Annotated in this window: 11 protein-coding genes; all 11 read right to left on the bottom strand. The window is 65.5% G+C overall.

The window, feature by feature from the left end; genetic code table 11:
* Window positions 1-5275, bottom strand: a 5275-nt coding sequence (locus D474_RS0113040) for a non-ribosomal peptide synthetase (RefSeq protein ID WP_161628676.1), incomplete at its 3' end; no start/stop codon positions are given.
* A 634-nt stretch (window positions 5276-5909) separates the two neighbouring features.
* Entirely contained in the window at window positions 5910-7382 is a 1473-nt protein-coding gene (locus tag D474_RS0113035; RefSeq protein WP_026118451.1) for a tyrosine-type recombinase/integrase, read from the bottom strand.
* A complete protein-coding gene (locus D474_RS28610; protein ID WP_152476801.1) occupies window positions 7383-7664 on the bottom strand; it encodes a helix-turn-helix transcriptional regulator in 282 nt (93 codons plus the stop codon). It abuts the gene before it with no gap.
* 307 nt (window positions 7665-7971) lie between these two features.
* A complete protein-coding gene (locus D474_RS0113025; protein WP_017614000.1) occupies window positions 7972-8373 on the bottom strand; it encodes a hypothetical protein in 402 nt (133 codons plus the stop codon).
* A complete protein-coding gene (locus D474_RS28605; protein WP_275040789.1) occupies window positions 8370-9200 on the bottom strand; it encodes a TRM11 family SAM-dependent methyltransferase in 831 nt (276 codons plus the stop codon). Before D474_RS28605 ends, D474_RS0113025 begins: the two co-directional genes overlap by 4 nt.
* 144 nt (window positions 9201-9344) lie before the next feature.
* Entirely contained in the window at window positions 9345-10058 is a 714-nt protein-coding gene (locus D474_RS0113015) for a hypothetical protein (protein WP_083931812.1), read from the bottom strand.
* 166 nt (window positions 10059-10224) lie between these two features.
* On the bottom strand, window positions 10225-10587 hold the full coding sequence (locus tag D474_RS0113010) for a hypothetical protein (RefSeq protein ID WP_017613997.1): 363 nt from the start codon (window positions 10585-10587) through the stop codon (window positions 10225-10227).
* Between the two features lie 72 nt (window positions 10588-10659).
* Window positions 10660-11352, bottom strand: coding sequence for a helix-turn-helix domain-containing protein (locus D474_RS0113005; protein ID WP_017613996.1), 693 nt, complete (start codon window positions 11350-11352; stop codon window positions 10660-10662).
* Window positions 11353-11440: 88 nt separating this feature from the next.
* A complete protein-coding gene (locus tag D474_RS0113000) occupies window positions 11441-12106 on the bottom strand; it encodes a hypothetical protein (protein WP_017613995.1) in 666 nt (221 codons plus the stop codon).
* Window positions 12107-12201: 95 nt separating this feature from the next.
* On the bottom strand, window positions 12202-12816 hold the full coding sequence (locus tag D474_RS0112995; RefSeq protein ID WP_017613994.1) for a hypothetical protein: 615 nt from the start codon (window positions 12814-12816) through the stop codon (window positions 12202-12204).
* An 86-nt stretch (window positions 12817-12902) separates the two neighbouring features.
* Complete coding sequence (locus D474_RS0112990; protein ID WP_017613993.1) at window positions 12903-13523, bottom strand: hypothetical protein; 621 nt, start codon at window positions 13521-13523, stop codon at window positions 12903-12905.
* Window positions 13524-14180 lie beyond the last annotated feature (657 nt).

Genomic DNA, 14180 nt, shown 5'->3' with positions numbered 1-14180 from the left:
GGCTGGCCACCACCGCCATGAAGGAGGGTGTGGCCTGGACCAGGGTCACCTTCTCGCGCAGACACAGCTCTGCGAAGGAGTCCGGGCCATCTCCGGGTTCGAGGCGACCGATCAGCCCGGTATCGGCCATGACCACTGTCGCCCCCTGGCAAAGCGGCCAGAGAAGTTCGACCGTGGAGATGTCGAAGGAGACGCTCGTCAAGGCGAGTACGGCGTCGTCGGATCCCATACCGATCCGCTGGTTCATACCGGCGAAGAGGTTCACCAGGTTGCGGTGGGATACCTGCGCCCCTTTGGGCGCACCGGTCGAACCCGAGGTGTAGAGGATGTACAGGGGATCGGTCGGCGTGGCCGACGCGAGGACGGGGCCGGGCTGGTCCGGACGGTTGTGGTCTCGCCGACCTTCCCATCTGATGATGGTGCGCGCGGGCAGCTTCTCACCCTCACCACTGTCGGTGATCAGGCAGTCGAGTTCGGCGTCCTCAGCGATGTGGCGCAGCCGTTCCGTGGGAAAGTCGGGGTCCAAGGGCACGTAAGCAGCACCACTGCGCGTCACGGCCACGAGCATGACCATCAGGTCGAGTCCCCGAGTGAGGTTCAGTCCCACACGACCCCCGGGACCTACTCCGCTGTGGCGCAGTCGCAGGAGGGCGCTGTCGGCTGCTCCCATGAGCTGGGCGTAGGTCAGCTGCTCCTCGGAGTGCCGGACCGCGACAGCGGTGGGGGTCCGGGCCGCTTGCTCAGCGATCAGGGAACCGATCGTGGCGTCTTGGTCGAACGTGACCGTCGACCTGCACCATTCCCCCAGTCGGCTCTCTTCGTCATGCGGGCTCAGGCGCACGTCGCGCACGTTCGCGCTGGGTTGGGCCAGGAAGGCTCGAACGGCGCCGAGGTAGTAGTGGACCAAACGTTCGCGCAGACTCTGGTCGAGCTGCGCGGTGTCACAGTCCAACCACAGGTCGAGGTGCTTGCGGTCGGCGTCGATCAGGAAGTTGACGGCCAGGGGGAAATTCGTGTCGGCGGCCCCCAGGCTGTTGGCTCGAGCGGGGTCGAAGCTCAGCTGCCGGTGGAAGTCCATGAAGTTGACGTAGGAGTCCAGCTCGAGGTCTTCGTGGTCCTCACGGATCTTGGCATAGGGGTATCTGCGGTGAGGTGCGACTCTGCGTTCCCAGGCATGTACCTCATGCGCCAGATCCAGCCAGGTGGCGTCACCCATCCGGACGCCCAGGGGCAAGGTGTTGAGGAAGACGCCGATCGCCTCGTCCCCTCCGGGCTCCTCCAAGCGTGTGTTGGCGACGACTCCGGTCAAGACGTCCTCGCCGGCGTGGAAGTTACCCATGACGGCCAGGTGGAGGGCCGCGCACACGGCCTTGACCGGCAGCCCGGCTTCTTGGGCCACGGAGAAGAGCTGTCGTGTGTCGGCTTGCGGCAGGGGGACGGTGTGACGGTGATGCCCTGGAGCCGTACTCCTGTGTGCCGGGATGGTACGGGGCAGGAGCCGGTGGGACATCCCCGAGAGTTCCTGGAGCCAGAATTCCTGGTGGGAGCGGTCATTCTCGGACCGGCGTTCGGCCGCCACGAAATCGCGGTAGGTGGAGGCGACGGATGACAGACGCAGCTCCTCTCCCAGGAGCCGGGCGCGATAACGCTCGACGATCTCGTTCATCATTCCGGCGTCGCTCCAGCCGTCGAGGACGACGTGGTGCTCCACGACGGACAGTTGGAAGGAGGCGGCGTGCAGACGGTGCGCGGTGAAGCGCAGAAGAGGCGCGCACGTCAGGTCGAAGTCCTGGTGCTTGGCGGCCTCCACCCAGTGCTGGAGCCGCTCTCGCTGTTCGTCGCGGCCACGGCCCAGCAGCGCATCGCTACTCTCCAAAGGCACCTCCACCGCTCCGTGGACCGCTTGGAGGGGGTGGCTGTAGCCGCTGAGGTGATAGGAGGTGCGCAGTGCTGGGTGGCGGCCCGTGGTCGCGCGCAGAGCCGCGCGCAGGTGCTGTTCGTCCAGCGGCAAGGGCACCTCGATGCTGACCACGACACGATAGACCGACGTGTTTTCGCTCTGGTCCGCGTGGTAGAGGATGCCGAACTGCATCCTGCTCAGTGGATAGGCGTCGACGACGCCCTGTGGGAGGAGTGCTCGGTCCTCCTGGGACAGCAGATCGAAGGGTTGCGTCCTGTCAGGAGTTCGGCCACCTTCGGTGGCCCTTACCACCAGAGCCAGGGAACGGATCGTGGGCGCCTCGAAGATCTCGGCGACGCTGCACGTGAGGCCGTACCGTTCCATGGTTGATCGCGCGCGAATGCAGTGCATGGAGTCGGCGCCCAAGGCGAAAACGGAGCTGTTGACGTCGATGGTCTCCAGGCCCAGGACGTCGGTCCAGATATCGTGCAGTCGTTGTTCGACGTCCCCGGCCGGCAGGGTGGGAGAGCCCACCGGTGCGTTCACCTCGACAGACAGCGACGCCAGCGTCTTCCTGTCGATCTTGCCGCTTGTCAGCGTGGGGAACTCGGTGGTGACCCCGACCGCGTCGGGGACCATGTGCTCGGGCAGGTGCTGTCCGGCGTGGGCCAGCACATTCTCGCTCGTGAGGGTGCTCTTGCCCCGAGGGACGACGTGGGCCAGCAGCCTGTGTCCGCCCGCCACGTCCTTCGGGGCCAGGATCACGGCCTGGGCGACGTCGGGATGGGAGAGCAGGACCGACTCGATCTCTCCCGGTTCCACACGCATGCCCCGGATCTTGATCTGCGAGTCGAGCCGTCCCAGAAAGTGCAGGACACCGCCGGGTTCCATGATCGCCGCGTCGCCGGTTCGGTACAGTGTGCCCGGCCCAAAGGGGTTGGCGCCGAAGGAGCGCTTGGTGACGTCATCCTGGTTCAGGTACCCGGTGGCGACCTGCGTGCCAGCGATGCACAGCTCCCCAGCCACCCCGAAGGGCACAGGGGCGCCGTAGGCGTCGAGAACATACAAGGCCGTGTTGGGAACCGCGCTACCGATCGGGACCGAGGTCGCCGACTCGTCGGGCACGCACTCCCAGTGAGTGACATCGACGCTGGCCTCGGTAGGTCCGTAGAGGTTGTGCAGACGCACGGGCGCGTCACCGGTGGCGTGGAGTCGGTGGAAGTGTTCGACCGTCTGCGCCGAAAGAGCCTCGCCGCTGGCTATGACGTGCCGAAGCGATCCCAGATTGGTAGCGGACGGCTCTGCCAAGAACCGGTCCAACATGGAGGGGACGAAGTGCAGCACATCGACCTGGTGTCGTCGCACGATGTCGGCGATCATCTTCGGGTCACGGTGGGCCGCGGGTGGTGCCAGGTGCAGGCGCGCCCCCACCAACAGTGGCCAGAAGAACTCCCAGACCGAGACATCAAAGGTGAACGGAGTCTTTTGCAGGACCGTTGAGCCCGGGCCCAGGTTGTGTTTCTCCTGCATCCACATCAGGCGGTTGACCACTCCGCGGTGGGGTATGGCTACTCCCTTGGGGCGTCCGGTGGATCCGGACGTGTAGATGACGTAGGCCGTGTCCTCGGGGGACGCGTCGCACGTCCTGGTACTCGCTTGCGGCAGATCGTCAATGATCCTGTCAACGGCGATGGCGCGGTCCGCCAGAGCCGGAAAACCCCCCAGGATCTCGGAATTTCCTAGGAGGACGCATACTTCGGCGTCCTGAGCGAGAAAGGAAACACGAGAGGGGGGTAGATCGGGATCAATCGGTACGTAGGCGGCACCGGAGAGCACGACCGCCAGTAGTTCGACGATCAGGTCCAAGGAACGCGTGTCACAGACTCCGACCGTCTCCCCGGGGCCCGCACCGTGTGAGCGTAGATGAGCGGCGAGACGCCAAGCGCGTTCTAGAAGTTCCTCATATGTCAGTGAGTCCCCTTCCACCTGCGCGGCGACCGCTCCAGGGGTACGGCGGGCCTGTGCGCCGATGAGTTCCCCGAGGCTTGGTCTGACGGGGTAGTCACGTACCGGCCCGTGGCCCGCCGCCAGGACGGCGCGTTCCTCCTCGACTCCCATGAGCGAGAAGGATTTCAGGGGCCGGTCGGGCTCGGCCAGACACTGGCCCAAGAGGACGAATAGACGCTCCTCGTGGTCTTTGAGGTCCTCGGGCGTATATCGCTCGGCTACCGCGTCCATCACCAGCGTCGTCGAAGCCCCTCCGTGCTCCATGAGGAAGTTCAGAGAGAGATCACGAACGGGACCGGCTGAAAGCTGATGGACGGTGGCCTGGACCTCGCCGAAAGCCAACCTGCCTTGCAGGTTCATGCAGTTGACCGTCACACCGGCGATGCTCTGCCTGGTGCCGGCTAAGCCCAGGTCCGCGTGGAGATCCTCACCTCGGTAGCGTTGGTGCTGCATGACCTCTCGAAGCCGCGCAGTCACTTCCTCCACGAGTTCGATGAAGGTGTGGTCGCCCGGTGCGTCCACGGGCAGGGGCACTTCGTTGGCGAGCATGGCAGGTGTCGATCGGGCGGCCCTGCTGACACGGGCTGGGACCGGAAGGTTGAGGATGGTTTCCGTCCGAGTCGTCACACGGCAGGCATAGGCCCCCACCACAGACAACAGGACCGCGGAGGGAGTAGACGAGCACTGGGACGCTAGGTCGCGTAGGGCCCTGCTCTGTGTGTCCCCCAATTCGCGTACCCGCCGAAGCACCCCACTCCGACCCCCTCCGATGCTCCGAGAAAGGGTAGGCAGGGAATCCCGATCCGACATGAGGTCGGACCAATATTCCTGATCCGTTTGCCTGGTGAGGGACGCGCGGTACTCCTGGTCGTCCGCGACGAGCTCGGCGAGCGCGGCGCTGCGACCTGATTTGAGCTCTTCTCCCGACACTAGAGCCGTGTAGATATCCGATATTCTCTTCAGATAAAGGTTCTGGCCGAACCCGTCCATAACAATGTGATGATAGCGCAGATAAAAAATGTAGCTGCCATCTGATTCCCGAATCAACACATGCCGTACGCTCTGAGTGTCAGTTCTCAGATCGACTGCCCGCGACATGTCGGATGTCATCCATTTTTCAGCGCTGCCCCCAGTGCCACCGAGGTCCAGGTATTCCAGACCCAACGAGGAATTGCCCTCGATCCACTGCCACCCGTCTCCGAACCTGACACGGAGTGCCTCGGTTTCCTCCAGAGCCCGGCGGACGGCGTCTTTAAGGAGTTTGTAGCTCACCGGACCGCGCATCCTGATGTATCCACCACAGTTGAAGCGAGATCCTTCGGAGTCAATCTCCTGCGCCGCCCAGACCCCACTTTGAGCGGATAGCATCGGAAGGGAGTCACAACCATCATGATTCCACATAAAGAAAATTTCTCCCGACTTATAAATCAGTGATGCAACTGGAGTCAGACATGAAAATGTTCGAACATTTGGCCGCGGCAAACCAAGGTGAAAACCAAGAGCAAAATGAGGCCATCCACACCGAGGCCAAGCGTAGGTGACTAAGTTCGAGAAGTGAAGGTCGTCGATCTTCCGCCACGAACAGCAAGGGCAGGATTCCTTCATTGGTCCAGGTCAATGCACCAGAGGGTTGACTGACCACATCCGGTCACCAAGAAAAAATTTGCACCGAGATTCAGACACGCCTGGTTAAAGACTAGTCAGAATGTGAACGCAGGCCAGGGGGTATTGACTGAGCGTTTTTCGTGTGCCACAGCCAAGGAGCTTGTTGATGCAGACGACTGACTTGTTACGCCTGCCTGCCCTGGACGACACGAAGAAGCACTCGAAGCAAGCAACCAAGCGGGCACCGACGCCTCCACGGAGGACACCGCCCCGTCTCCTCCCAGCTCGTGGGTCTCCTGGGTACCGCTGCGCACGCGGGCCTCGGCCGGCCCACGAGGCGGCCCCGCCGGGAAGAGGGCGATGCCTTGTTCCCTGCGGGGCTCGAGGTTGGTTTCCGTCAGGCGCGGTGGACTGCGGGCTTGAGCATCGCGGCGGTGGCCTCGGCCGCGGCTTTGGCCACGTCGGGGAACACCGTCTGGTAGGTGTCCTGGGTGAAGTGGGTCGTGGCATGGCCCAATTCAGCCGAGACCACCTTGACGTCCACCCCCGCGGCCAGGCTCATCGACGCCGCCCCGTGCCGAAGCCCGTGCAGCGAGATGGGCGGCAGACCAGCAGCCCGAGCGATGCGCTGGAACCAGTCGGTCACCTGGGCAGGGTGCCACCCCCGACCGTCGTCGGCGGTGAACACCAACCCCGTCTCCACCCACTCGGCGCCGCGAGCCAGCTTCGTTTCCATCTGTCGGCGCCGCCACGAGCGCAGCACCCGCACGGTGTCCGCGTCCAGCGTGATGGTGCGCTCTCCCGCCGTGCTCTTGGGAACACAGGTGTGCGTCTCCCACCCCAGCTGAACGACCTGGGTACGGATGTCGACCTGTCCGTCCACCATCCGAGTGTTGGCCCACGGCAACCCCACCGCTTCACCGCGCCGCAACCCCTTGACCGCGATCAGGTGGAAGAGCGCGAACAACCACGCGTACTTGCGGGCGTGCTCCAGGAAACGAATGGTCTGCTCAGGTGTCCAGATCATCACCTCCCCCGGAACCGTTCCGTCCTTCTCCCAGTGGGCGACGCGGTCCGCCGTCCAGACCAAGGGTTTCCTCCTGGGGCAGGACGGCAAGCGGGCGTGGGAGGCGGCATTAAAGCTCACCGGCAGATCGGGACGGCGCACCGCGTCCGACAGAGCGCTTCGGAGCGTGGCACGAATTCGGTGCTTGGTGGGCAGCGAGATCATCCGGCGCCGCTCCAATTTCTCCCATGCACGGGTGTCCCCGGATTCGCGGCACTCGATGATGCGTTCGTTGCCGTCCTCGATCGCGGTGAACATCGCTTCGATGTGGCGAGCCTGAAGTTTGTCCAATCGGATCTTGCCCAGGTGCGGGATGAGGTGGTTGGTGATGTGGGCGCTGTAGGACCGGCGGGTGTTCCGTGTCAGGTCGGGCTTGTTCTCCAACCACTCGGAGAGCCACTGCTCGACGGTAGGAACTTCGGACCGTAGGTCGACCCCCAGTTGGAGACGGCGCTTGACCTCGTCCGCTTCCGGCAAGGGGCGCCGGGCTCGGATCTCGGCCTGGATGAGGTCGGCGACCTGGACCAGGTCCTCATGGTCCCGGCCGGCCAAGTCGAGCAGCGTGCGCACCTGCTGAAGCGCTTCCAGCGCGGTTTCCTGTGAGTCCAGGCCGACCTGCCGAGCTTGACGCCGCCCATCCTGGGCGGTGCGTGGGAGTTCGACCTGGTAACCCCACTGACCGTGGGTGGAGCTCCAGGCTCCGCTACGGCGCCGCAACTTCGGGCACTTGGCCCCCAACACGCGGCCCGAGTCCTGGTCACGGCACCCGCAGCGTTTGAACACTCGTCCTTGCTGAGAAGCCATCTACGGCTCCCCTTCCTTGGTGTGGTCACCGCGCGCACCACAGCCGCACGTGTGTGCCGACAGCAGCGGTAGACGGTCCAGGCCGAGGTGGGCCAGTACACCCGCGGTGGGCACCACCCACACCTTGCCCGCCCGGTGCACGGGGACCGGGAAGACTCCCTGGCGCAGGAGCCGGTAGGTGGTGGTGCGTCCCAGCCCGAGCATCCGCCCGGCCGTAACCGCGTCCAGCACCACGGGCAACGCCCTGACCTCATCAAGCCGGATCGAAGCAGCCGTACTCACCAACGCCACCTCCCCACCGCTGTCGAACGGCGCGAATACGGTGCGCGACCCCGCGCGTTGCGGGGCAGGAGCCATCCACGCTCGATCTCGTCGAGAAGTTCAAGCGGATTGGAGCCAGCGGCCATCGGATTTGCGCTCCCTCTGATCTGCCGATCCGATTCGGGTGGTTTGTCACTGCCCCGTTCAAGCCCCCGCAGGGCCCTGAATGGCCCGCAGCCCTACACACGGGGGCGCGGGGCTGCCCCTGGGGCACCACGGGGCGGTGTGGGGCCGACCAGCGCCCACACCGCCCCGCGTGGGATGCCGGTCAGTCCGGACGTGGATGACCGGTGCCGGTCAGCCAGGACCGGTAGCGGGCCCGCACCCGCTCGGGGATGGCCACCGCCCGGTACCGGGCCGCCCCCACGCCGTGTTCGACCACGTAGTGCTCGCCGTCCCAGGTGGGGATCCGGTGCAGGCGCGCCCCGACCTCGGCGACCTCGCCCGTAGCGACGGAATCGTCATCGGTGAGCGGGAAGTAGGTGATCTCCACGCTCGTGTACGCGCTGATGGGCAGTTCCGGGTGCCGCTCGAGGAAGGCCGCCAGAGCGCGCATGTCCGCGATGATGTACCGGCGCAAGGCTGGCCCGGCAGCATCGGTGAAGCGCTCTTCGCCCATGTCCTGTTCCAGACCCTCGCCGCTCTGGTTCTCATCGGGCTCGTGATTCATGCTGCGGCGCCTGCTTCCTGGACGGAGTGACCTGGGGTCGGGTTGGCGAAGACCAGGGCGTCCTCATGCTGGATCACGTGCACCGGCCAGCCCGAGGAGCGCAACCTCCTGGTCTCGATGAGTTGGAAGAAGGAAGTGCGCGAGACCAAGTCTCCGTCCCTGAGCGCGCACAACAAGGCCGCGCACCGGTCGACCTGCACCAGCCCCGCTCGACGTCCTGCCTCGGCCATCTGTCCGGGGAAATCCACGAGCCTGCCCTGAGTCCGGTAAGGGCGAGTAGTCACGACCACCACCCCGCCCGGGGCCAAAAGAGGTCTGCAGGCAGCCAAGATGCGAGTGAAGGAGGCCATCAGTTCGCCGGGACGCTGGTAGGCGAGGTTGCTCCTGGTGCGCTGGCGCTCGCGCGCGTAGGTGTGGGCGTGCTTCTCCACGGCATCGGCACCGTCCCTACGGGAGCGCACCTGACCATGAGTCATCGCTCCGTAGGGAGGCGAGGTCAGCACCAAGCGCACCTTCCCGGCCAGGTTCTCCTCTCCCAGCCGGCTCAGCGTGCGGGCTGCCTCGCCGGTGTGCACCTGCGCAGAACCCGGTGCGCCTTGCACGTGCGCGGTCCGCAGGTTCAGCCTCGCGATCGAGGCCCACTTGGGTTCCAACTCCACCCCGAACGCATCCCTGCCCAGGTGGGCGGCTTCGACCAGGCTTGTGCCGATGCCGCACATCGGGTCCATCACCGGGTCACCGGGGCGGGTGTAGGTAGCGATCGCGTGCTGGGCAATGACCGGGAGCNGCGGGGTCCCCCCCCGACAGTCGGCTGTAGCGGCTTCCACGTTGCTGGCGAGCTTGTTGCTGCCCGGTGGCCCACACCGACTCCCCGGCTTTTCGCGGCGTGGAGCCCAAGGAGTCCTCGTGTGGTGTCCATCCGGTGCACGTGTGCTGTTCGTCAGCGGGGTCATAATCCTGAGAGCTGGGGGTCAAGCGGCCACCTCCCCCGTGCTCTCGTTGACCGGATCCGGATCTTTCTCGGGCACACGGAACACGGACACGTTCAGGTGAGCGGGCGAGGTGATGGTGGCGGCCGCTTCGGCCACCGTCACCGGCAGATTCCCCACGTCTGCTTCGCTGATCCTTTCTTCGTCGTGCGTGCGAACAGGAATGGCAGCCCCGAGACCAGACCCGCAGATCGGCGTGGTCAGCGCGATCACATGCTGCATGTACACCAGCCCCGCGCGTGTGGCAGCCCGCACCAGCCCGGGAGCGGGGTCGATCAACGCTCCGTCCGGCGCGTGGCCGACCGGGGTGATGGCGGCAATGACGCCTCCGGGACGAGTGATCATCGAGGCGAAGGTGACCTGCGCCCGTGCCCTGCGTCCCCGCGCCCTTCGAGGTTCGTCCTGGGCAGGCAACGTCGTTACTGTCAGGTCGGCCCAAGCCACGGCGCGAACGTTCGGTTCCGCGAATTCGGGGGAGGTGGAGGCATCCACCTCGCTGGCCCTCCCGACCCGTTCGGCGTGGTGGGCGACCTTCCCTGTACCGGTCAGGTCCGCGATGGTGTGCCCACGGCTCGTGTACTCGTGCACCAGGTGTTCTGCGAGGCGTTCGGTCACCGCCGTGCCGTCGTCGGGGCCGCAGGACCAGACCGCCAATGGTGGCCGCTGGCGTGCCGACCTGTGGTCGGTGTGCGTCATCAGGAGCACCTACTTTCTTCTCGCCCTGATGCCCCTCAAGAAGACGCACCGACAGCCGATGCGACACCGCGCCGACAACGTGAAACGAGCAACTCGAAGGTCCGGGGCCCGCACCAGAAGATTTCTGGTGCGGGCCCCGGACCTTCGATAGGTCAGCCGTGGTGTGTCAGGCGTCGTGCCGGTGGCACGAGCATCCCGCCTGCTGCAGCACGTCCCGCACGAGTAGCGGGAGCGGCAGCGCGAGGATGATCGCGACGTGGCCCAGCGGGGTGCCGTAGCAGCACCGCCCGGTCGCGTGGTCGTGCATGCTCAGGTGATGCCCGCACCCGTGGCAACGAGTGCCCAACCCGGGCCCGGGCTCGCTCGAGATGCCGGGCCACTCACCTTCGATGAAGTAGGCGTGCAGCAGGCGGTGGGTTCGGTTGACCACCCCGACCAAGGTCGCGGTCACACACAACCCGGCCAGAACAACGGCGTGTCCCAGGCCCTGACAGTCGAAGGCGAAGACAGTTCGGACAACGTCGAACATTAATACTCCCCAGGGGTATTTAGAAGGTGGAGGTGTGGGCGGAGAACAGCCCACACCCCCGGGTGTTCGGGCTCAGGCCGGGTACTTGGCGGAGCGGTACCGGCGCGGCCTGTCACAGGTCTGAACGGCTCGCCCTTCCTTCGCCAGGCGCGCGAGGTTGTTCTGGATCGCACCGATCGAACGCCCTGCCAACAGATGGCTCAGGGAGGTCGCGGTGAACTCCTGGTCGGGCTCGGCGTCGAGCAGGGCCATGACCATGACCTTCAACTCGCCGGGGGCAAGCCGTACCGAGCCGCTGACCTTGTTGAAGTCCTGCCCCGGGATGACCGGGACCAGGGGTGCGGCAGAGGCGCGTGAGACACCCTTCGGCTTCGCCTCCGTCCCACCTGCGTTGCCGGAGAAGGAGGACACCTCAGGAGCCCCGGACCTCGGAGCCGGCTGCTCCTTCAAGGTGCTCTGGCTGGCGTTCTCCTCATCCGGAGCACGCTCCGGCTCCGCAGTGTCGCCCGCGTTGCTCGTCGCGGGGTTCGTGGCCTCCCAGAGGTCGGGCGTACGGCGGCGGCCGTCGTGCCCTCCCGGAGTGCGAACTGCTTTGCCTTCCTCTTCCAAGGTCGGCAGGTGGGTGCGAAGAGTGGATTTGCCCAGCCCCGCCGCTTCGGCCAGGTCGGTGATGGTCACCGGGGCGGGGGCCTCGGTCAGGGCCGCCAGGATGAGGGCGCGGGTCTGGGCTGCGGTGCGGCGCTTGGTCGGCGTGGTTGTGGTCATGACTAACGAGTCCCTTCGATAGGTGGTGGAGGGGTCGCTCCGCCCCGAATGACGGAGCGACCCTGTTCAAGTGGTGTCCGCTGGGGGGTCAGAGGCTGCGCAGGTGAGCGTCGACCGCCTCTCGCACCCGTCGGGTGTTGGCGGCTGCGATGAATTGGTTACGCAGCGCCTTGGGCCACCCGGTCACGTGGCGCCCGTTGTCACTGATCTTGATCAGGGAGAGGACTCCCACCTGTTCCCGAAGAGGGCTGGTGACCGTGACCGTGATCGACGGGTTGATCCAGTCGCTGTAGCGGTCCCGCACCATCGCGGTGCTCGGCGACGTCAGAGCGCCGGGCCTGGCACACCGGGGGTAATAGTCGGGGGCGCTGGTCAGGTCGAACCCGAGCTTCTGCATGTGCTGGCGCGTGCGTGTGACGACGAATCCCGTGTCGGCCATGCTCTGGAGCCGCTTTTCCAGGCACTCGTAGGCGGTGTGGTCGACAGCATCGGCCAGCACCTGCCACACCCGGACCCCGTACTCGGCGTACTCAATGAGGTCGTTCACCAGGTCGTGGTAGCCGTACACGATGAGAGGGACGTAGCTCGCGTGGTTCAGCGTGCGCGCGTGGGTCGCGTAGTAGTCGCATCGATCCGGATCGGCGATGATCACCCCGCCGGGGCCGATCCGCTGCAGCGTGTGGAGCATGCGCGGGGTGACTTCCGCGTACTCGAGCCAGCCGTCGTCGGTGACGGTTCGCGCGAATCCAAACACGTTCTGTTCCTTTCTTGGGCGCGCCGAACCGAACGGTCGGCGCGGAGGATGACTGTCGGATGGCGGGGCCGCCTCGGGGCGGCCCCGCGTAGGTGCTAGGGCTGGGCGCTCCTGTGGAGCTCTGCCTGCTGAGCCGCCTGCCTCACGAACTCAGGCGGGGCTTCGTGCGTGACGAGCTGGGTCCAGCCGGTCACGAACTGGCCGTGTTGGAACATGTCCAAGCTCGCCTGGAGGCTGGCGGGGTCGTGCTGGCCGCTGTGTGAGACGAAGGTGATCCGGGGGTCGGCCCGCAGGGTGAAGGAGTCCTTGACCAGCCTCGTTCCGTCCAGGGCGAAGCTGAGGACCGGGCGGCGGTTCAGGTCCATGCCGCGCAGGCCCATGTCGCGGCGCAGGGTGCGGACCAGGGGGCTCATGTCCCGTGAATACGAGGTCCAGTAGTCGAGCTGGTCCCAGGTGGTGTCGGTGACGGCGTCGGCTGTCTCCTCCCAGTCGTGGTCATGGCAGTTCAGGTCGTGGCGAAGGTCGCCGTGACCGTAGATGGGCAACTGTCCCCTGCTGAACTGGTCCAGGTGTCGCGCACGGCTGATGCGGAAGGCGGGGCGCCGCAGGTCAGCAACGAGCAGGGCGCCCGGTCCGGCGCGGTCGAGGTCGCAGAGCATGTCGACGGTGATCTCTTCATCCTGGAAACGGTCACGATGCGTGAGCAGCATTGGGACTCCTTTCGGGCGCGCCGAACACGGCGCGGGGTGGTTGGGGGCGGGGGCGCCCGTGCGGCGCCCCCGCTGTAGTGCGGGCGCTAGAGGCCTGAGGACAGGGCTTCGCGCACCGTGGACGCGATCAGGCGGCTGTTCACTGCGTGGGAAAGCGCCTCACTGGTGGCCAAGGTCCGTTCGGTGAGGGGGCGCGTGACCGCCTGCTCGTCGGTGATGGTGATCCGGGTCCTCGCCAAGAACCCGAAGGTGACCTCGACGCCTGCGAGCTGTTCGCTGCCTTCGAGGCGGTAGTAGTCCGTCATCGCAGGCAGGCGGAGAACGGGCATAGCGAGCATGGGTGGCTCTGCAAGATAGACCCCCGCGTCCGCAAGGGTTCGCCGCAGGACATGCACGTGGCGGCTCATCGCGCGAATACCAGGCCATTCGGGCTGCCGTCCCGCGGCAACGGCGCTCAGGTCACCGGCCAGTTCGTCATCACTGGCTCGGAGCCCTTCGACGGTGTAGAGATCCTCCAGTTGGGCGAGGTCTCGGGCGCCGCTGATGATCATCCGATTGGGGTCGACAGCGTCACGGGCAGCAGTCACCTCGACCTGGCAGGTGTCCTCGTGCCAGGTGAGGCACGCGGGTGCCCCCTTCGTTCGCAGTTCGGCGATGTGCTCGCGGGTGACGCGAATCAGCGGCGGTTGAGGCATACTCGTGTGCACAGCACACTCCATTCCGTTGGTGGTGTTGTCCCCGCGTCCGCCTGTTTGGGCTCCACACCTGTTCCGGCGGTGCGGGGGTTCTCCGGTGTGGCCGGTCTGAAGGTTGCCGCCTTCAGACCGGCCGCATCAGTCCGCAACAGCGCGCATTTCACCACCTCCTGAATTTCTGGAACAGTTTCTCGAACGGCTCGATATTCACTTGGTTGCGCGTGCCCGTCAAGCCCGTGCTGTGAATATTTCTCACCCCTGAAACGAATCGCAAATCCGGGGGCAGGACCAAGATGAACTTGGGTCGTGTGAGTTTGTCAACTCACACGCGGGAAATTTTCCCCACCCGCCCCGGGGTCCTCAAGTTCGCGCCAGGAGCAGGGTAATAGGAACTTGGTGCGAGCCGCGCTGTCAACTCGGTCCGCCCGATTTTCGAGGAACTTTTTCAGCGCACAACTGAATCTCGGACAAAAACGCGCATTCAGGGATGATTGCCGGGCCGGCGCCGACTGGCATGGCCCACCTCCAGGGCGGCGGCGCCACCGCTCACCAACCAATTCCCCAATTTATTGAATAATCACAGTTGCCCGATTTTATCTTGCTGTCTTTACTGGGGGAGAGGAGAAGGAACGGCAGCATGGGAAAACAGAAAGGCGGGAAGAGGAGTAG

The sequence above is a fragment of the Nocardiopsis salina YIM 90010 genome (assembly GCF_000341025.1).
GTDB lineage: Bacteria > Actinomycetota > Actinomycetes > Streptosporangiales > Streptosporangiaceae > Nocardiopsis > Nocardiopsis salina.
Note: the sequence above shows the minus strand (reverse complement) of the source record. Positions and strands in the feature narration are given on the sequence as shown.

Bases quoted from the DNA above. Each gene is read 5' to 3' on its own strand.
- D474_RS0113010 (WP_017613997.1), bottom strand. From the start codon at position 10,587: ATGTTCGACGTTGTCCGAACTGTCTTCGCCTTCGACTGTCAGGGCCTG.
- D474_RS0112995 (WP_017613994.1), bottom strand. From the start codon at position 12,816: ATGCTGCTCACGCATCGTGACCGTTTCCAGGATGAAGAGATCACCGTC.
- D474_RS0113015 (WP_083931812.1), bottom strand. From the start codon at position 10,058: ATGACGCACACCGACCACAGGTCGGCACGCCAGCGGCCACCATTGGCG.
- D474_RS0113035 (WP_026118451.1), bottom strand. From the start codon at position 7,382: ATGGCTTCTCAGCAAGGACGAGTGTTCAAACGCTGCGGGTGCCGTGAC.
- D474_RS0113005 (WP_017613996.1), bottom strand. From the start codon at position 11,352: ATGACCACAACCACGCCGACCAAGCGCCGCACCGCAGCCCAGACCCGC.
- D474_RS0113025 (WP_017614000.1), bottom strand. From the start codon at position 8,373: ATGAATCACGAGCCCGATGAGAACCAGAGCGGCGAGGGTCTGGAACAG.